Raw genomic sequence first — 18,750 nt, 5'->3', positions numbered from 1 at the left:
CGCAGTTCCCCGCGCCCCTTTGGGGCGAGGGCGCCCCCTGTTGCAGGAGGCGCCCCCGTTCCCGTACGCATCACACGCCGATGTCCTCGCCGTCCTTGCGCCAGACCGAGACGACCGACGGGCGAACGATCCTGCCCGGGCCGTCGGGCCAGACGCTCGCCGGGTTCTCGACGGTCGCGCCGGTGATCTCGCCCGGGTGCTGGACGGCCACCAGGACGCGGCGGTCCTGGACGAGCGGGCCGCAGGTCTCGGCGCCCTTCGGCACGGTCAGGAACTGCTTCAGCTCACCGCGCCGGTCGCCCTTGGTCGCCACGCCGAACAGGCCGTCGTGGGAACCGAGCTGGGCGCCGTCGGTGGAGATCCACAGGTTGCCGTGCGGGTCGAAGGCCACGTTGTCCGGGCAGGAGATCTGGCTGACCTTGTCCTTCGGGTAGCCCGCGAAGTACGTCGCCGGGTCCTTCGGGTCGCCCGCGACCAGGAACAGCGACCAGGCGAAGCTGGTGGCGTCGGCGCGGTTGCGGCGCTCGGTCAGCTCCAGGACGTGCCCGTGCTTGTTGGCGTTGCGCGGGTTGGCCTCGTCCACCTTGGCGTTGGAGCCGACACCGCGGTTGGTGTTGTTCGTCAGGGCGACGTACACCTTGCCGGTGTGCGGGGAGGGCTGGATGTCCTCCGGCCGGTCCATCTTGGTGGCGCCCACCTTGTCACCGGCGAGGCGCGTGAAGACGTACACCTCCTCGGCGGTCATGCCGGGGACGTGCGAGACGGCGCCCTTGGCGGTGGCGGTGGCGGTGGCCAGCGGGATCCACGTACCGCTGCCGTCGAACTCGCCGTCCGACGGGAGCTTGCCGGTGCCGTCGATCTCGATCGCCGGGGAGTCACCGCTGAGCTTGGCGACGTACAGCGTGCCCTCGTCGAGGAGGGTCAGGTTGTGCTCGCGGGCGGCGCGGCTGTTGCCGTGGCGCATCCGCTTGCTGCCGACGAACTTGTACATGTAGTCGAAGCGCTCGTCATCACCGGTGTAGGCGACCGGGCGGCCGTCGTCCGTGAGACGGATCGTCGCGCCCTCGTGCTTGAACCGCCCGAGCGCGGTCCGCTTACGGGGCGTCGAGGTCGGGTCGTACGGGTCCAGCTCGACGATGTAGCCGAAGCGGTGGACCTCGTTCGGCTCCTGGGCGACGTCGAAGCGCTTGTCGAACCGCTCCCACTTGCGCTCGGTGGCGCCGGTGCCGATCCCGTAGCGGGCGTCGGTCGTGCGGCTCGCGCCTGCGAAGTACTGGTTGAAGTTCTCCTCGCCGTGCAGCGTCGTGCCCCAGGGGGTCTCGCCGCCGGCGCAGTTGTTGAGCGTGCCGAGGACCTTCCTGCCGGTCGGGTCGGCGGAGGTCTTCAGGAGGGCCGAGCCCGCGGCCGGGCCGGTCACCCTGAACTCGGTGGTCGCGGTGACACGGCGGTTGAGGTGGTGGCGGGGCACGGCGGTGAGCCTGCCGGTCCTGCGCTCCTCCTCGACCACGACGACGCCCAGACCGTGCGCGGCCCATGCGATCTCGGCCTGCTCGCGGGTCGGGTTCGCGGGGTCGTAGCCCTTGAACATCAGGACCTCGTCCGTGTACTCGTGGTTCGCCACGAGCAGCTGCCGGCCGCGCTCGCCCGGCAGCGGGAGCAGCGCGAGGAAGTCGCAGTTGTAGCCGAACTGGCCGGCCTGCGCCGCCGCGGTCTGCTGGTCCGGGTCGAAGGCGGGGGCGCCGCGCAGGATGGGCTCGCCCCAGCGGATGACCACGTTCTGACCGTAGCCCTCGGGGACGGTGACGGCGTCGGTGGTGTTCGGCGCGACGGGGGTGAAGCGCAGGCCGCGGGCGGCCTTGCCCTTCGAACCCTGGGAGCCGTGCGAGCCGAGCGAGCCCTTCGAGATGGTGGCGGCTCCGGCGGGCTGGGCGGCGGCGGGGGCCGCGCCGGCGCCGAGGACCGCGCTCCCGGCCGCCGCCGTGGTCACGGTCACCGCGGCGGCGGCACGCATCATGGAACGACGGCTGAGCGCTCCGGCGATGACGTCGCCGACGTATTCGTTGGCGCTGGTGTTGGGCGCCGGGTGGAAGCAGGCGTCACCACAGCGGTACCGACAGGTCATCTCGGAACGGCCGCCCGGGTGTGAGCCGGTCGAGCCGATCAGCGGCAGCAGGTTGCGCACGTTCACTCCCCTATGTCTGTGTCTGCCGTGACGCTAGGGGCACGCGCGTGCGAGAGCGCGGACGCAGGGTGAACGGAGAGTGAACTGGGCCCAGCCAAAAGGGCTTTGACCCCGACAGGCGTGCGGGGACCGGGCCCATGTTTGGGCCCGATAAAGATCTTCGGTCCTGGCGGCTAACCTTACGTGTCCGTCCTGGCCAGGGATTGACGGAACCAACTCATGCGAAGGGTTGCGCACATGGGCATTCTCACCCGCCTGCGGAATGCGTTCGGAAAGTCACGCAAGGGGGACGCTGCCGCTGCCGCGGTCCCTTCCGCAACTGCCGCCGCCGAGCCGACGGTGCCGGCGGCCCGGCAGGAGACGGCTCCCGAGCCCACGCCTGCGGCAGCCGAGCCTGAGGTCTCTGTCCCCGCACCGGCCACGGAGCGCGAGCCCGAGGCTGTGACCGGGGCCGGGGCCGAGCGTACGACCGAGCGCAAGGCCGGGACGAAGGCGTCCTCGGTGGACGACCTCGTCTCGGCGGCGTTCGACAACGTGACGGTCCCGAAGCAGACGGCAGCACCTGCGACGCAGGCTGACGCTGACGCTGAAACTGAAGCTGCAACGAAGGCTGAGGCTGAGGCGAAGCCGGTCGCGGAGTCCGAGCCCGAGCCTGCGGCTGACCCGGAGCCCGTCGTCGAGACGGCACCGGAGCCGGAGCCGACGCCCGAGCCCGTCGCCGCCGAGGTCACCGAAGAGGCCACCGAAGAGGCCACCGAGGTCGCTCCGGCGGCCGAGCCGGTGGCGGCACCCGAGCCGGAAGCCGCTGCGGCGGCCGACCCGGAGCCCGTAGTGGCACCCGAGCCGGCAAAGGCAGAGGCAGAGGCTGAGGCTGAGGCGAAGCCCGAGCCCGTCACCGCGGCCGAACCGGCATCTGTACCGGCATCTGTACCGGCACCCGAACCGACGCCCGAGTCGGCCCCCGAGCCCGTGCTTGCCGCGGCCGATGCCGAACCCGAGCTGGTCATCCAGCTCGTCCCGGAGCCGGAGCCGAAGCCGAAGACCGAGCCGGTCGTCCAGCCGGAGGCCGAGGCCGTCGCCGCCGAGGAGGCCGCCGACGCGGAGGCCGAGATCGAGGCGGCCGTCGCCGAGGTGACCCCGGAGCCCGAGCCGGACTCGAAGCCGGAGCCGAAGCCGAAGTCCGAGCCCCTCGCGGCAGAGGCAGAGAAGCCGTCGGCCCCCGAAGCCAAGGCCGAGGCGGCACCCGAAACCGAACCCGATACCGAACCCGCCACCGAGACCAACGCGACCGCCGCGACCGAGACCGCAGGGGACGAGGACGCAGTCGCCTCCCAGGCCCCCGCCCTCCTCAGCGCCTACAAGGCCGCCGCCACCGCCCTGGCGAACCAGGGCCTCACCGGCGCCCGCGCCAAGGTCTACCTGGTCCTCGACCGCTCCGCGTCGATGCGCCCGTACTACAAGGACGGCTCCGCACAGGCACTTGGCGAGCAGACCCTCGCCCTCGCGGCCCACCTCACGCCGGAGGCGAACGTCCAGGTCGTCTTCTTCTCCACCGAGCTGGACGGCACCGGCGAACTCACCCTCGCCGAGCACGACAACAAGATCGACGAACTCCACGCCGGCCTCGGCCGCATGGGCCGTACGAGCTATCACGCGGCCGTGGAGGAAGTGATCGCCCTGCACGAGAAGTCGGGCGCTCCCGCGGAGCCCGGCCTGGTCGTCTTCCAGACGGACGGCGCCCCGGACGCCAAGACCCCGGCCACCCAGGCCCTGACGGCGGCGGCGAAGAGCCACCCCGGCCTCTTCTTCTCCTTCGTCGCGTTCGGCGAGCAGGACAACAAGGCCTTCGACTACCTCCGCAAGCTGAAGTCGGACAACACGGCCTTCTTCCACGCGGGCCCGACGCCCCGCGAGCTCACGGACGCGGAGATCTACGAGGGCGTACTGGCGAACTGGCGCCCGTGACCCCTCGCGGGACCCCACCCGGGCCGCCCCTTCTCGTCCCATAAAACGAGGAGCGGGCGGCCCACCCATGTCGGCTACGATTTCAAGGTTCGTAAGACGGCCGAAAGTCGAAGCAGCACTCGACCGGACGTCACCCCACGTAGCGACTCGGGAGCAGCCCGCAATGGCTCGACACCTCATCACCAGCGCCCTTCCGTACATCAACGGGATCAAGCACCTGGGCAACATGGTGGGGTCCATGCTCCCGGCGGACGTCTACGCCAGGTACCTCCGCCAGCGCGGCCACGATGTCCTCTACATCTGCGCGACGGACGAGCACGGCACCCCGGCCGAACTGGCGGCGAAGGAGCAGGGCCTGCCGGTCGCCGAATTCTGCGCCGGAGCGCACGACGCGCAGAAGGCGATCTACGACGGCTTCGCCCTCGCCTTCGACCACTTCGGCCGCAGCTCCTCCCCGCAGAACGCGGAGCTGACGCAGCACTTCGCCCGCAGGCTGAACGAGAACGGCTTCATCGAGGAGCGCGCGATCCGGCAGGTGTACTCGCCGGCCGACGGCCGCTTCCTGCCGGACCGCTACGTCGAGGGCACGTGCCCGCACTGCGGTTACGACAAGGCGCGCGGCGACCAGTGCGAGAACTGCACGCGCGTCCTGGACCCGACCGACCTGATCGACCCGCGCTCGGCGATCTCGGGTTCGACGGAACTCGAAGTGCGCGAGACGACGCACCTCTTCCTCCTCCAGTCGAAGCTGCAGGGCGAGGTGGAGGCGTGGATCGACGAGGTCGCGGACGAGTGGCCGCAACTCGCGTCCTCCATCGCCCGCAAGTGGCTGACCGAGGGTCTGCACGACCGCGCGATCACCCGTGACCTGGACTGGGGCGTACCGGTCCCGGCCGACACCTGGCCGACGCTGGCCGCCGACGGCAAGGTCTTCTACGTCTGGTTCGACGCGCCGATCGAGTACATCGGGTCGACGAAGGAGTGGGCGGACGCGGCGCCGGAGGAGAACCGGGACTGGAAGTCGTGGTGGTACGAGCCGGCGGGCGCGTCGGACGTGCGGTACACGGAGTTCATGGCGAAGGACAACGTCCCCTTCCACAGCGTGATGTTCCCCGCGACGGAGATGGGCGTACGGGAGCCGTGGAAGAAGGTCGACCAGCTCAAGGCCTTCAACTGGCTGACGTACTACGGCGGTAAGTTCTCGACGTCGCAGAAGCGCGGAGTCTTCACCGACCAGGCCCTGGACATCCTCCCCGCCGACTACTGGCGCTACTTCCTCATCGCGAACGCCCCCGAGTCGGACGACTCGTCGTTCACGTGGGAGCACTTCACGGCGACGGTGAACAAGGACCTGGCCGACACCCTCGGCAACTTCGTCAACCGCGTCCTGTCCTTCTCGCGCAAGCGCTTCGGCGACGACGTCCCCGCGGGCGCGGACGCGGGCGAGGTGGAGGCGAAGCTCGGCGAGGAGATCGCGTCACTCCTCGCCGACTACGAGACCCAGATGGAAGCACTCCAGTTCCGCAAGGCGGCGGCTGCCCTGCGCGCCCTGTGGTCGGCGGGCAACTCCTACCTGGAGGAGAAGGCCCCCTGGCTGGAGATCAAGACGAACCCGGAGGGCGCGGCGCTCACCCTGCGCACGGCGATGAACCTGATCCACCTGTACGCGGTGGTCTCGGAGCCCTTCATCCCGTCCTCGTCGGCCGCCATGCGCGCGGCCTTCGCCCTCCCGAACGACACGGCGACGTGGGTGACGCAGGAGGAGGCCAAGTCCCTGGACTCGCTCCCCGCGGGCACCCCCTTCACGGTCCCCCCGGTCCTCTTCGCCAAGATCACGGACGAGGACCTGGAAACGTACAAGGAGCGCTTCGGCGGGGCGCCGGAGTAACGACGCCGCGCCTCCCACTTCCCACCCGGGGTGGCCGGACACCGTACGACGACGGTGCCCGACCACCCCGTTCGCTTACCCGGAACCGAGGACTACGCGACGCCCAGGTCACACCACACGTACTTGCCCCCGCTTCCATTCCTCGGCAGTGGATACCAGCCCCAGACGTCCGCGCAGGCCTGGACGAGGGCGAGGCCTCGGCCCGATTCCGACTCCGCCGAGTCCGCCAAGTTCGCGAAGGCAGCCGTCGGTTGCGGAGGGTCAGGGTCCCCGTCCCACGCACCGATCCGCAGGACCCCGTCCCGCCAGCGCAGGCGCAGGGCGGCGGGACCCTTCGCGTGAGACACCGCGTTGGAGATCAGCTCCGTCGCCAGCAGCTCGGCGACGTCGGTGAGGCGGATCAGGCCGTGGATCGTGAGGATGAGGCGGAGGGTACGGCGGCAGACCGTCACGGCGCGGGGGTCGTTGGGAATGCTGAGCGTGTACTCCCAGGGTTCGAGCTCGTTGACGTTTTGCGGCATGCGGGAACTCCGTTCCATGAATGGGGGAGGGTGAGGTGGGGAGTAGTGGCATGCCGCAGCCGTCGTGGCAGGACGGAGTGGTGCGCTTCCGGAGTCCCCGGGATGTCGCAGGGTGTGCGTCGCATCACTGACGGTAGAGACCAAAGTTGGTCTCGTGCAACCAGCTGTCATAATCTGCCCCCGAACGAGGCAACCCGCACCGCCGTTGTGACGAGGAGAATCCATGGCTCGGCGACGGCAACCAACCGCACGCCAGATGCGCCTCGGCACCGAGTTGCAGAGGCTGCGCGAGGCCGTCGGCCTCAAGGGGCGCGAGGCTGCTGCGGCGCTGGGAACGGACTCGGCACGGTTGAGTCAGATCGAGTCCGGAGTCGTCGGCATGAGCGAGAACACCGTCCGCCGACTCGCCGCCATCTACTCCTGTTCCGACGGCCAGTTGATCGATGCCCTGGTATCAATGGCAACTGACCGGACCCGTGGCTGGTGGGAGAAGTATCAGGGCCTGCTGCCGGTCTCGTTCCTGGACATCGCCGAGTTGGAACACCACGCCTCGCACCGGTTCGATGTCGAGTTCCTGCATGTCCCCGGCCTTTTCCAGACAGAGGACTACGCTCGCGGACTCTTCTCGTACCGCGTCCCAGAACTTCCGCACAAGGATCTGGAATTGCGAGTGGGCCACCGTATGGAACGCAAGGTGATCATTGCCGGTCCCACACCCATCCCGTACGAAGCGCTGATCCACGAGTCGGCCCTTCGCATCCGAGTCGGCAGCCGGAGCGCCACACAAGCTCAGTTGACTCGCATCCTGGAATACTCCGAAGCCGATCACATCACTACTCGCGTGATCCCCTTCGACCTTGACGACTTCGGCGGAGCGTGGAGCGCAATGGCGTACGCGGGTGGCGCGGTACCCAAGCTGGATACAGCGCTTCGCGATACCGCCCACGGAACCGCCTCCATTGATTCCGAGGCACAACTCACAGCGTTGCGAACCCTCTTTCATAAGGTGAAGACCGTGTCACTCGAACCCGAACGGTCGCGTGACTTCATCCACCGGCTGGCCAAGGAACTGTGAGGCGCACCATGCCCACCCCCAAGAACTGGCAGAAGTCGTCCTTCTCCGGCGGCGCCGACGGCAACAACTGCGTCGAACTCGCCACCGAGACCCACACCATTCGCCTCCGCGAGAGCGACGCCCCCTCCACAGAACTCGTCACCACCCCCGCCTCCCTCGCCCACCTCCTCCAGGGCATACGTTCTGGCGGCGCCGTCGGCAGCGAATGAGAGTGCCGAAGCCGACGCCGCTCGAACCCGAACGGTCGCGTGACTTCATCCACAGGCTGACGAAGGAGCTGTGAGGCGCGCCATGACGACCCTCGACAACTGGCAGAAGTCGTCCTTCTCCGGCGGCGGCGACGGCAACGCCTGCGTCGAACTCACCACCGAGGCCCACACCATTCGCCTCCGCGAGAGCGACGCCCCCTCCATAGAACTCGTCACCACCCCCACCTCCCTCGCCCGCCTCCTCCACGGCATACGTTCCGGCGCCCTCCGCAGCGCGTAGCTGTCGTCGCCCTCTCCGCCGACGCGATCTTCACGGACGACTAGCCGCGTCATGACTCGGCAAAGCTCCCGCCCCGACCGGGCGGGGGCAGGTCGCCCCGAAGGCCCCGCTCACGGCACCCTCGGCCCCGTGACCAGTCGCCCCTTCGTGTCGTACGGCCAGACGTTCGGGGTGCAGCCCCGCATTCCCTTGATCTGTTGCATCATCGCCGGGGCCGGTTTGCCCGGGCCGGGGCACGTGACGTGGTCGTGGCCGAGGAAGTGGCCGACCTCGTGGTTGATGATGAGGGCGCGGTACGCGTCCACGTCGTCGGCGTAGACCGGGGTCGCCAGCAGCCAGCGCTTGAGGTTGACCACCACGTCCTTGCCCACACTGCAGTTGACCTCGCCCCGCGTGTTCAGGCCGTAGCGGCCGCAGATCTCGTCCACCGTTCCCGGTGTGGCCAGCCGTACGACGAAGTCGGCCGAACCTGTCGAGACCCGCTTGAAGCCCGACCGGCCGTCGGCCGTCCAGCCTCGTCGGTCTGCCAGTACGCCCTCCACCTGAGCGGCCACGTCCGCCGCCGACTGCGCGAGACCGTTCTCGACGACGACCTTGTAGCGCAGCGTGCGGGCGCCCTTTCCCACGGTTCCGCTGCCGCCACCGGCCGTGGTGAACCTGCCAGACCCCGTCGACGGTATGGAGGGTGAGGCCGAGGGGGCGGACGAGGGGGCCGAGTCCGGTGATTCCTCGTTTCCCCGGCTCGCACTGGGCTCGCTCTCGGGCGAGGGCCGGCTCGACTCGTCGACCGCCGCCTCCGGTTCGTCGGCGGAGTCGTCGGAGGTGGAGGCCGCCGGCGTCGTTCCGCTCACTGCCAGAGCCGCCGTCGATAACACCGCCAGCGCCGCCAAGCCCCACAACAGGGGTCCCTTTCCCCTGCCACCGTCCGTGGAGCCTCTGCGACGACGGCGGGATCTCGCGGTCGGGGACGGCTTGGTCGCACGGCGGTCGATCATGGTCATGAGCATCAAGAGTGAATACGCGAGGTGTTGGGTTCTGGCTCAGCGGATAACGAAGCCGTAACGCCCAGTTGCGCGCACCCCGTTACGGGACCCCGCTCCTGGCATGTGCACGATTCATCCGTATGGTTTCGTCATGGCAGTCCCCCAGGTCATCCCGATCGCGTACGAGCCGCGCCACCGCACCGATGCCATCGGTCACTACGCGGAGGGGCAATTCCTGGGGTCGGTCGCCTATGCCTTCCCCGAGGATTACCACCCCGACGACGGCTGGGAAGAGCACAAACGACTCTTCACGGTGCTTCATACCTTCGATACAGAGGGCCGCTACCGCGACTCGGAGATCTGGTGCGCCGGTAGCTGGGCCCAGCAGCAGCGCAACCCGCAGGGGCCCGACTCGGTCCTCGCCCAGGCGCAGGCCCATCTCGCGAAGCTGCTCCGCAGTCTTCCCCGGCGCCGTTACACGGACATCGCGCTCCAGCCCTTCCGGCTCACCCGCGACGGCGTGCTGTTCGGCCTGCTGACCGGCGAGGACGAGGGCGAACCCTGGGCCGAGCTGTACCCGGACCGCCTCGGCTTCGGCCCGCCCTGGGACGGCACCTACGACACCTGAGCACTCCGCCGGGCCTCCGCGTCGGCCCGGTCCAGGCCGAGGGAGGTACGAGCGCTGCGGACATGGTCCAGGCCCTCGGCGGCCGTCCGTGTCACCCGGGCGTACTCGGCCGCCGTACGGGCGGTGGCCAGTTCGGCCCGGGCCGTGCGCAGGCCTTCGGAGGCATCCGCGAGGGACTGCGCCGCCATCCCGTCGGCCCCCGCCCGGGTCCGTACGTCGAGAGCCGACAAGCCTGCACCGAGCCGGACCACCCAGCGGTTGGCGTCGGCCTCCGCGTCCAGGACGGACATTCCGCGCGTCCGGCCCCAGCGGCGCCTCGCGACCACCGCTCCGGCGATCAGCAACAGTGCGAGCAGCACGGCGAATCCCATGTTCTCCTCCGGTGATCTCGTCCGGCGCCGCCGGCGTCCCGCGGGGTGTTCTCACCCTCGCACCTGCCATCAGACGCCCTGGTGCTGTGCGCACTCGACGAACACCCTGTGGGTCACCTGATCACCTGATCACCCCAATGGGCCCGGGATTTCCTTCGTCCCGGGCCCATTCTCCGTGCGCGTTCCCGTGCAGCCGACTCAGCCGGCGGTCACCCGCTCAACTCACCGAAGCCGACGCCGACGCCGTCGCACCCGGCTGCACCGCGTCGTCCGTGCCCTCGTGCGTCGTGTCCGGGTCGACGCCCATCGTGATGGTGCCGAGCACACCCTTCGCGATGGCGTTCTTCTTGTACTTGAGCTTGAGGAGACCGCCGGCCGTACCGGACTGGTCGTAGATCGTGTCCTCGGTGAGCGTCGTGCGCTCGGTCGTCGACGTGGAGTACGGCTCGACCTCCGCCGAGGCGAGCACCGACTCCTCGTCGAAGAAGAACTGGCCGGTGTGACAGGTGTTCCCGCCCTCGTAACCGGCGTCCGTCCAGGTGCCGCCGACATGCACCTTGGTGTGGATGTGGACACAACGCCCCTGGTACCAGCCGGGGAAGACCGTCCTGAAGGTGACGAAACCCTGCTTGTCCGTCTTCCACGTGCCACGCAGGTAGCGCTTGTCGTCGGTGGGTTCCTGGTGGCCGCCACCGCCACCGCCGGGCGGGGGACCGGTCGGCGAGCCGGTCGGGGTGCCGGAGGGCACGTCGGTGGGCGTTCCGCTGGGCGGTGTGCCGCCACCGCCGCCACCGCCGGAGAGGTCCTCGTAACCGGAGTAGAGACCCAGCGCGTCACAGTGCCAGATGTCCACCGCGGCGTTCTTGACGGGCTTGCAGGTCTCGTTGTCGATCACCTTGAGGCGGAGGGTCATCGCGATGCCCTCTCTGTCCTCGGTGATGTCCTGCCGGAGCTTGTCGGCATCGATGTAGTACGGCCCCTCGGTGGTCTCCGAGGTGAGCTTGTAGCAGCCCTCCGCGGCGGTCGACGTGGCGCTCGCCGACGCGCCCTTCGCGCTCGCGGCCGTCTGGCCGGCGTTCGCGGTCGCAGCGATCGTGCCGCCCACGCCCACCGCGGCGACCGCCGCGCCACCTGCCACGACCACCTTGCGCCGCGTCACGTTCCGCTTGTGTTTCGGCCCCTGGACCGACTGACTTTCCGTCATGTTTTCCGTCATGAGCGAGGAAGCTAGGTAAGAACGCTGTCAACAACGTGGGCGCGGACTGTGGATTACCGTTCGCGTACGAAACGTGGCGCGAATTGATCGGCCGCGGTCGAACCCTCCGGGCTGGGGGTTCCGGACGGCCGCGGCTCAGCGGCTCCCGCGCGTCTCGGCCGCCCGCCTCGACACGTCACGGACCAGGGCCGCCCGGTCCACCCGTCCGAGCGCGTCGGCGAGCCGGGTGAGCAGGTCGTCGGCGGCCCCTTCGCGCTCGGCGGTGGTCCCGGAGAGGGCGGCGTGGTCCGGAACGCGCGCGAGACAGGCGCGTACGGCCAGTTCGACCGTGTCCCGCAGTCCGGGTTCCCGGATCGCGACGGTGACGTGCACGGACTCCGTGTCGAGGGTGCGGGTGTGGTGGGCGATGCCCTCCGGGAGATACAGCACCTGGCCGGGCCGCAGGTCAACGGTCTCGGCGCCCGCAACGGCCTGTTCCGGTACGTATCCGGGGCGCCAGTCGGCCGCCTCGCGCGGAGTGTCGTACAGGTACCAGCGCTTGGTCCCGGTGATCTGGACGACGAACAGATGGCCGTCGTCCCGGTGGACGCGCAGGCCGTCCTCCCCCGCCCGCGTCCAGAACGCCACGGCCCCGGCTCTGGCCGAGAACAGTCGCGCGAGGCGTCGGCACAGTCGCTGTGCGGGGCGGTGCCACTCGTGCAGGTTCTGCACGACCACGGTCGCCCCGGCCGCCAGCTGGGACCGGACCTTCGCCCCGTCCACGTAACCGCCCCGGGGGTCGCCGGACACGTGCAGGACCCGGGTCAGCTCCTCGGGCGGTACCGGGGTGCCGCCGCGCATCGCGTTCAGCACCGGGTAGTGGAGCAGGCCGCAGTCCAGCCAGTCCTCCAGGTCCTGTCGGGCGACGACCTCGGCGACGTCCGGCGAGGCATCGAAGACGGCGTGGGCCCTCCCCCACGGCAGGCCGTCCGCGGTACGGGGGTCACGGCAGAGCAGCCGCAGCGCGTCCCGCGGCCCGGCCCCCACCTCGTTCTCCGCCGCCTCCTCAGCCTCAGCCTCCGCCGCCTCCGCAGAGCCGGCCGAGCCAACTGTCACCGTCATCGTGCCTCCTCGTGCTCATGCTCATGCTCGTGCTCATGGACTCGGAACGTGTACGGCTCCTGCGACTCGGGCGTCCAGTGAGGCCGGTGCGCGCGCGGTCAGCGCCGCCAGGAATCCGGCGGCCGATCCCGCCACCGGCCCGGTACGGGCCAGCGCGCCCCGCAACAGCGCCCAGGCCTCCGCCCTGTCCGCCCAGCCCGCGCCGAAGCGGGCGACGAGTCCCGCGCGGACGGTGTCCCGCCAGGCGTAACCCGCCAGGTAGGAACGCCAGTGCAGGACGCGGGTCTGCCGCAGCAGGAGCAGTTCCGGAGCCCACCGCAGTCCGGTGCCGGCGGCCACCGCCGACGCGGCCTCCAGTGCCTCGGCCGACGTCCGGCAGCCCGCGAGGTCCGTGTCGAGGGCCAGGTCCGCCGCCATCAGGCCACGGCTGAAGTGCTCCTCCTCGGCGAAGAAGCGGGCGAGGACCGCGGCGGTCTCCTCGTCGATCCCCAGCCGGGCGAGAAACGCCGTCGACCCGGCCGACTGCTCCAGCAGCAGGGCCCAGCCCTCCGACCGCAGCGGATCGAACGTCCACCGGTCGGCCAGCGGCGCCCCCGCCGGGCGCGCCGCATGCTCGGCTAGATGGGCCAGCTCGTGCTGCAGGTACTGGACCGTCACCGGAGTGACCGCGGTCGGCAGAGAGAGCAGCGAGGCACCGGGCAGCCGTACGGGCATGACCATGGACGGGGTGTTCGGGCGCCGCAGCACCCGCACCCGGTGACCGGGCGGCAGCAGCCCGTGCCGCCGCGCCTCCCCGACGAGCCGGGTGATCAGCTCGTTCAGCGGGGGCAGTGCCCCGCCCGGCCGCCCGCGCAGGCCCTTGCCGAGCAGCAGAAAGCGCCAGTTGTACTCGGCTGTGGCCGGGCCGCGCAGTCCGGCCGGGCGGGCCCAGGCCTCGGCGGTCTCCGACAGATCCGGCACCGGGGCCGCCACCTCGGCGAGCCGCCGTACGGAGTCGCTGGGCAACGGGAGCGCCGACTCCCCGCACCACCAAGGCAGTTCACCGTGGCCAGGGGATTCGGCGGCGGCTGCGCGGCGGCGGTCGGTCAGCCACCGCCAGACCTCCCCGGTCAGCTCACGCGCCTCGGCACACCAGATCTCGTACGAGGCCCGCCGGCCCTCCTCGTCGGCCTCCAGGTCGAGTACGGCCCCGGGGGCGGGCACGGGTGCCGACTCCCCCAGGAGTTCGGCCACGAACCGGGAAAGGCCCAGGCCGGCCAGCTCGTCGGCGGCCTGCCGGGCCCGCCGGGCCGCCGGAACCGGATCCCGGCCGGGCAGCCCGGCGCGCTCCAGCTGGAGATCGGCGAGCAGATCCTCGATGTGGGCCGGGGCCGCGGGGGCCGGGTGGACGGCGGTCATGGCGCGGGCACCTCCTGAGGTCCCGTCGTCGGTTTCGCCGCCGTCGGCTCCGCCATCGGCGGGGTCGGTCCCTCGGGTGGCGCCGCCCCCTCCCGTACGGCCAGCGAGGCCACCCACAGCCCCGCCACCCCGAAGCCCGCCGCGGCGAGCGGCCAGGCCACGGCCGCGCTGCCTAGGTCGCCCACGGCCAGGCCGGTCAGGATCAGGCCGCCGCCGGTGAACAGGCTGTTGAACAGCGAGGCCACCGACAGCACGGTGGCGCGGTGCCCGCTGTCGATCCGTTCGTTCATGGCCGCCCGGACGCCGGGCATGCACAGGCCGAACGCCGTGGAGAAGCAGACGTAACAGACGATCGAAACGGCCGGTTCCCGCACGGCGGCGGCGCAGACGAGCGCCAGCGCGCCGGTCGTGGACGCGGTGACGATGACGGTCCGGCGCGCGGCGGCCCGGCGTTTCTGCAGGCTCATGGTCCAGCCGAGCAACGGGATCTCCAGCAGCGAGCCGACGCTGCGCATCGCGCCGAGCACCAGCAGATCGCCGCCGACGAGTCCCTCGTACACGACCGTCCACTGCACGCCGGGGATGCCCCGGAACAGCCACAGCAGTGCGGTGGCCGCGATCAGGGCGATCAGTACCCTGTCGCCGCGCAGGGTGAGCCGGGTCCCGGCCATGACCTCCCCGAACGACTCCCGCAGGCGGGGGGCGAAGCCCTCGCGGGGACCGGGACCGGGGCCGGTGCCGGGGCCGGAGCCGGTGCCGGGGCCGGTGCGCTCCGGATTCGGGCGGCAGGTCATGAGCCGCAGGGACAGTACGGCCGCCAGCGCGCAGGAGACGCCCGCGACGATCTGGGGCAGTGCCAGGTCCAGCGTGCCCAGTGCGGCGCCGGTCAGCGTGCCCAGTACGAGGCCGGCGTTCTCGGCGATCTTGCCCTGGGCGAAGAGACGGTCCAGGGCGCCCGGGTCCCTGGCCCCGGTCTCGTCCACGGCCCAGGCCTCCAGGGCGCCGGACGCGAAGGTGCCGCCCAGCGCGGCGAGGAGGACCCCGGCGGCGGCGACGTACACGCTGCCGCTGAAGAACAGGGCGCTGTAGCCGACCGCCCGCAGTACGAAGCTGATCGCGACCGAGACGCGACGGCCGAGCAGGTCGGCGAGGACGCCCGTGGGGATCTCGGAGACCCCTTCGACGATCCACACCGCGGCGATCAGGGCGAACACCGCACCGGAACCCATGCCCAGCGACTGCAGCAGCAGGACCGACGTCACGGTGAGGAGCATGTCGGCGAAGTAGTCGAGGCCGGACACCAGCAGATAGCCGCGCCGGACCCGACGGAGGCCCTGGGACGTAGGGGAGGTCACCTGGCGGCCCCGTCCACCAGTCCGGCGCCGACCGCCCTGACGTAGGCGGGTGTCCCGGCGGCGCCCTCCGGCATGTGCGCTCCCGTGTCCCAGAGCCAGCGCAGTGCGGCGACCGTGTCACCCGTCAGGCGTACCCGGCGGACGCGTTCACCGGCCGGGAGCGAGATGACGGCGAGCGGCGCGGGACGGCGTTTCACCAGCAGCAGGGCCTCGGGCCAGGGATCGACGGTGCCCCGCTCACGCAGCAGCCTGCCGTACGCGGGTACGTCGAACGTGGCCTCCGCCGTCCAGGCGCCCGCCACCAGCCGGGGACGACCGGCACAGTCCCGGTACGCGTCCGTCGTCGCCCCGCCGAAGAGGTGGGCGTCCTCGAAGGCGAAGGCTTCGCCGACCCAGTCCTCCTGCCGGGCGATCCAGTCGGACGCGCGCAGGTACCCGGCGAAGGCGGCCGACGCGGTGGCCGCGGGCGGGAAGACGGACCCGGGCTGGGCGGGACGCCGCTGCCAGAACTCGCTGTCCAGGAAGGTGTGCAGGCCTTCCGCGCCGGTCCGCCCGTAGTACGCGAAGAAGGTGACCGGGAAGCTGACGTTCAGCACGTTGGCGACGGTCTTGCGACGCCGGGCCTGCTCCATGTCGAAGCCCGGCCCGCTGGTGCCCTCGGCGACGACCGCGCGCTCGGCCGGGGGCAGTGTGTCGAGCAGTTCGGCACGGCGGCCCGGGGTCGCGTTGAGGATGCGCCAGGTCGTGTCGGTCAGCCTGGCGTAGTCGAGCCTGACGTGGTCGGGCCTGACGTGGTCAAGTGCGTCTCGGGTCACGGGGTGCTCCACCAGTGGTCGGCCCGGCGGGCGAAGCGCCGTACGCTCTCGGTCAGTTCGTCGGCGCTCATGCCCTCCGCCTCGGCCATCACCGAGCGCAGCCGGGGAGCGCGGGGGAGCAGCGCGTCGGCGAGTTCCCACACCTCGTCGCCGACCGGCCAGTCGTGCTTGTCGTCGACCAGGCGCACCCCGCCCTCGAAGCGCCGGACGAACGTGCCGCTCATGTGCGCCTCGACGACCCGGTCCCAGGCGATGTCGTCGTCGCTCGGCAGCACCGGCGGCAGCCCCCGCTGCACCCGCAGCCCGTAGAGGTGTCCGACGTCGATGGTCATCAGGCAGTCGGCGCGTTCCGCGATGCGCGTCATCAGGGTGAGGATGTCCTGGTCGCCGACCACGAAGGGGTAGGGCGCGTTCTCGATGGTCAGCGGTCGGCCGATGACGTCCTGGGCGTGCTTGACACGGTCCACCGCCCAGTCGACCGCCTCGTCGACGAGCGGCATGGGCACCAGGGACTCCAGCAGGGTCTCCCCTTGGCGGACCCACATCGCCAGGTCGATGTTGAGCCAGGGCGAGTCGAGTTCGTCGGCGCGCCGGCCGAGCAGGCGCAGCAGCCGGTCGTCGAGCGGGTCGGTGCCGCACACGTCCAGGTCGAGGGGGTGGAACAGCGCGTGCAGCCCGTGCCGACGGCAGAAGTCGGCGCAGCGCAGGGCCAGTTCCTGGTCCGTGGCGAGGATGCCGACGCTGTACCAGGTGGCTGTCGCCGGGGCCGGGGCCGGGGCCGGGGCTGTGGCTGTGGCTGTGGCTGTGGCGCCGAGCCTGGTGGCCACCTCCTCCGCGATGTCCATGTCCTTGATCGAGTCGCAGCTGAAACAGATCCCGCGGACACCGGGCGGCCCCGGTTCGGGGACCGGGACCCGCGTGCCGGTCGCTGGGGCTAGGGCTGTAGCTGTAGCTGTAGCTGTGGCTGTGGCTGTGGGGGTGTGGTCGGTGCTTTCCATGCGCTAGTCCCTCCCGTGCGGGCCGACGGCGCCCGGGGCCCGCGCGAAGCCCGCCTCCCGCGCCACGGCCTCGGTGCGTTCGATCAGGTCGTGCAGCGGGACGCGGTCGTGTCCCGGGTGGGGCAGCACCGCTTCGAGGCCGCCCGCGTCCAGCAGGGGGAAGCCTGCTTCGGCGTCCTCCAGCAGGCGTTCCGTGAGGAGGTTGGGCGCGTGGCGCAGCGACACGACGTCCAGCTGCAGCCCGGCGTGCGATGCCCTGGGGAGACCCGGGCCGTCCCCGATGGAGGCGAGCGCGAGTTCCCCCTGCGCCAACGCCCCGTCGATCCGGTCCTGCCACTGCCTGCGGAAGGCCCTCAAAGTGTCGCTGAACCGCTGTACCTCGGGCAGTTCGAAGAGCGTGAAAGGGCTCGGCAGCTCGTCCGGGTCGAAGACGACACCGAGCCGCCGGGCGTAGAAGTCGCGGATCGGTGTGCCCTCGTAGAGCACGAGCGCGGTGTAGAGGTGGTCGTGCGGCACGTAGTCGTAGAAGCCCGTCTCGCGCAGGAACTCCATGTTGGCGCGGATGTCGGCCAGGGTGGTGGCCGGGTCCAGCATGATGAAGTCGAGGGAGATCTCGATGCCGAGGCGCTTCAACAGGCGTACGGCCGCCACGTTGACCTCGGGTTTCACATGCTTGGCGAGCCGTTCCAGCACCGGTTCCGAGGCGGACTCGATGCCCAGCTCGATGAACCGCAGGCCGCGTTCCTTGAGCCGGGGCAGGACTTCGGCGGCCTTGAGGATCTGGTTGACCCGGGTGCCGAAACTGAAGGTGACCTGCGGGTCGGCCTCGTACAGCGCCTCGGCGACCTCCAGGGCACGGGTCGGCGAGACGAAGAAGTTGGCGTCGCTGAAGTACACGTGCTCGTAGTGGACGCCGTGCCGCGCACGGAAGTGGAGCAGCTCGGCGACGACCCGCTCCGCCTCGCGCGAGCGGTACTTGCGGCCGATGGTGAGCACCCCGCAGAACGAGCAGTCGTACGGGCAGCTGCGGCTGCTGCAGATCGTCAGCGCGGCCTTCAGCCGGCCCTGCACCTCGTCGTAGTACGTGAGATCGGGGTAGCCGGAGTGCGAGACGAACTCGGCGTCGGGGAACGGGATCTGATCGAGGTCGGGTACGAAGTCCCGGTCCTCGTTGACCAGGAGGCCGCCACCGCCACCGCCATTGCCACCACCACCACCATTGCCACCGCCACCGCCACCGCCATTGCCACCGCCGTCTCCGTCGCTGTCGCCGTCTCCGTCGCCGTCGCCGTCGCCGTCGGGAGCGCGCCAGGTGGTGCCCCTGATCGTGGTCAGCTTGGCGCGGTCGTCGAGGCCGCGGACCAGTTCGAGCATCGCCTCCTCGCCCTCGCGCCGGACCACGACGTCGACGCAGGGGTGGCGGCGCAGGATGTGCTCGTGCACGGCGGTGGCGTGCGGGCCGCCGAGGACGATCAGGCACTCCGGTCGACGGCTCCTGATCCAGTCGGCCATGGCGACCGCGGCGCGGAACGACTCGTTGTAGACGGAGAACCCGACGACGTCGAAGCGGTCGAGTCCGTAGAGCGCGGCCAGTTCGACGGCGTCGTCCTCGGAGTCCCCGAAGTCGAAGCCCGAGCTGGGGAAGCCGGCCTTCTCCAGGTAGGCCATGATGTACGCCAGCCCGATGGGCTTGGACTTACGGCGGTCGGAGAAGCCGACCGAGGGGTTGACGAAGGCGATGGCCGGCGGTGTCAGCGTGCCCATC

Annotated in this window: 17 protein-coding genes; 6 read left to right on the top strand and 11 right to left on the bottom strand. The window is 70.7% G+C overall.

Translation table 11 applies throughout. The annotated features are described in order from the left end of the window. Nucleotides 1–70: 70 nt before the first annotated feature. A complete protein-coding gene (locus ACH4DZ_RS14430; protein WP_398287748.1) occupies nucleotides 71–2,182 on the bottom strand; it encodes a PhoX family protein in 2,112 nt (703 codons plus the stop codon). 237 nt (nucleotides 2,183–2,419) lie between these two features. On the opposite strand from ACH4DZ_RS14430, the gene ACH4DZ_RS14425 reads away from it, so the two are divergent. Beyond that, nucleotides 2,420–4,147, top strand: a complete 1,728-nt coding sequence (locus tag ACH4DZ_RS14425; protein ID WP_398287382.1) for a VWA domain-containing protein — start codon at nucleotides 2,420–2,422, stop codon at nucleotides 4,145–4,147. A gap of 163 nt (nucleotides 4,148–4,310) precedes the next feature. Next, nucleotides 4,311–6,035: a methionine--tRNA ligase gene (gene metG, locus ACH4DZ_RS14420; RefSeq protein WP_398287381.1), complete on the top strand. Its 1,725-nt coding sequence runs from the start codon at nucleotides 4,311–4,313 to the stop codon at nucleotides 6,033–6,035. Nucleotides 6,036–6,127: 92 nt separating this feature from the next. On the opposite strand, the gene ACH4DZ_RS14415 is transcribed toward metG, so the two are convergent. Further along, nucleotides 6,128–6,556: an ATP-binding protein gene (locus tag ACH4DZ_RS14415; protein WP_398287380.1), complete on the bottom strand. Its 429-nt coding sequence runs from the start codon at nucleotides 6,554–6,556 to the stop codon at nucleotides 6,128–6,130. 223 nt (nucleotides 6,557–6,779) lie between these two features. Between ACH4DZ_RS14415 and ACH4DZ_RS14410 the strand changes: the two genes are divergently transcribed. From ACH4DZ_RS14410 to ACH4DZ_RS14400, 3 genes are all read left to right on the top strand, one after another. Then, nucleotides 6,780–7,631, top strand: coding sequence for a helix-turn-helix domain-containing protein (locus ACH4DZ_RS14410; protein WP_398287379.1), 852 nt, complete (start codon nucleotides 6,780–6,782; stop codon nucleotides 7,629–7,631). A gap of 8 nt (nucleotides 7,632–7,639) precedes the next feature. Then, nucleotides 7,640–7,840, top strand: a complete 201-nt coding sequence (locus ACH4DZ_RS14405; protein ID WP_398287378.1) for a DUF397 domain-containing protein — start codon at nucleotides 7,640–7,642, stop codon at nucleotides 7,838–7,840. Nucleotides 7,841–7,922: 82 nt separating this feature from the next. After that, complete coding sequence (locus ACH4DZ_RS14400; RefSeq protein ID WP_398287377.1) at nucleotides 7,923–8,120, top strand: DUF397 domain-containing protein; 198 nt, start codon at nucleotides 7,923–7,925, stop codon at nucleotides 8,118–8,120. Nucleotides 8,121–8,230: 110 nt separating this feature from the next. Here the strand turns inward: ACH4DZ_RS14400 and ACH4DZ_RS14395 are convergent, their stop codons facing one another. Next, nucleotides 8,231–9,115, bottom strand: a complete 885-nt coding sequence (locus tag ACH4DZ_RS14395; protein WP_398287747.1) for a DUF3152 domain-containing protein — start codon at nucleotides 9,113–9,115, stop codon at nucleotides 8,231–8,233. 139 nt (nucleotides 9,116–9,254) lie between these two features. Between ACH4DZ_RS14395 and ACH4DZ_RS14390 the strand changes: the two genes are divergently transcribed. Next, entirely contained in the window at nucleotides 9,255–9,731 is a 477-nt protein-coding gene (locus tag ACH4DZ_RS14390) for a hypothetical protein (protein WP_398287376.1), read from the top strand. On the opposite strand, the gene ACH4DZ_RS14385 is transcribed toward ACH4DZ_RS14390, so the two are convergent. The 8 genes from ACH4DZ_RS14385 to ACH4DZ_RS14350 form a co-directional block, all read right to left on the bottom strand. Continuing rightward, a complete protein-coding gene (locus ACH4DZ_RS14385) occupies nucleotides 9,719–10,102 on the bottom strand; it encodes a hypothetical protein (protein WP_398287375.1) in 384 nt (127 codons plus the stop codon). The two genes, ACH4DZ_RS14390 and ACH4DZ_RS14385, sit on opposite strands and share 13 nt — an antisense overlap. A gap of 217 nt (nucleotides 10,103–10,319) precedes the next feature. Further along, nucleotides 10,320–11,318: an intradiol ring-cleavage dioxygenase gene (locus tag ACH4DZ_RS14380; protein WP_398287374.1), complete on the bottom strand. Its 999-nt coding sequence runs from the start codon at nucleotides 11,316–11,318 to the stop codon at nucleotides 10,320–10,322. Nucleotides 11,319–11,453: 135 nt separating this feature from the next. Next, complete coding sequence (locus ACH4DZ_RS14375; RefSeq protein ID WP_398287373.1) at nucleotides 11,454–12,419, bottom strand: JmjC domain-containing protein; 966 nt, start codon at nucleotides 12,417–12,419, stop codon at nucleotides 11,454–11,456. A 33-nt stretch (nucleotides 12,420–12,452) separates the two neighbouring features. Beyond that, a complete protein-coding gene (locus ACH4DZ_RS14370) occupies nucleotides 12,453–13,817 on the bottom strand; it encodes a hypothetical protein (RefSeq protein WP_398287372.1) in 1,365 nt (454 codons plus the stop codon). Continuing rightward, the gene (locus ACH4DZ_RS14365) at nucleotides 13,814–15,172 is read right to left on the bottom strand and encodes an MFS transporter (RefSeq protein WP_398287371.1); all 1,359 of its coding nucleotides are present in this window, start codon (nucleotides 15,170–15,172) and stop codon (nucleotides 13,814–13,816) included. The genes ACH4DZ_RS14370 and ACH4DZ_RS14365 overlap by 4 nt, the downstream gene beginning before the upstream one ends. Beyond that, nucleotides 15,169–15,987 (bottom strand): hypothetical protein, encoded by an 819-nt coding sequence (locus ACH4DZ_RS14360; protein ID WP_398287370.1) that lies wholly within the window; start codon nucleotides 15,985–15,987, stop codon nucleotides 15,169–15,171. Before ACH4DZ_RS14360 ends, ACH4DZ_RS14365 begins: the two co-directional genes overlap by 4 nt. Beyond that, nucleotides 15,984–16,832 carry a DUF692 family multinuclear iron-containing protein gene (locus ACH4DZ_RS14355; protein ID WP_398287369.1) on the bottom strand — a complete coding sequence of 283 codons (849 nt, stop codon included), beginning with the start codon at nucleotides 16,830–16,832 and terminating at the stop codon, nucleotides 15,984–15,986. The genes ACH4DZ_RS14360 and ACH4DZ_RS14355 overlap by 4 nt, the downstream gene beginning before the upstream one ends. 156 nt (nucleotides 16,833–16,988) lie before the next feature. Further along, nucleotides 16,989–18,749 carry a B12-binding domain-containing radical SAM protein gene (locus ACH4DZ_RS14350; RefSeq protein WP_398287368.1) on the bottom strand — a complete coding sequence of 587 codons (1,761 nt, stop codon included), beginning with the start codon at nucleotides 18,747–18,749 and terminating at the stop codon, nucleotides 16,989–16,991. Nucleotide 18,750: the final 1 nt, after the last annotated feature.

The sequence above is a fragment of the Streptomyces sp. NPDC017991 genome (assembly GCF_044328075.1).
Classification (GTDB): domain Bacteria; phylum Actinomycetota; class Actinomycetes; order Streptomycetales; family Streptomycetaceae; genus Streptomyces.
This window is presented reverse-complemented; position numbering and strand designations above follow the sequence as displayed.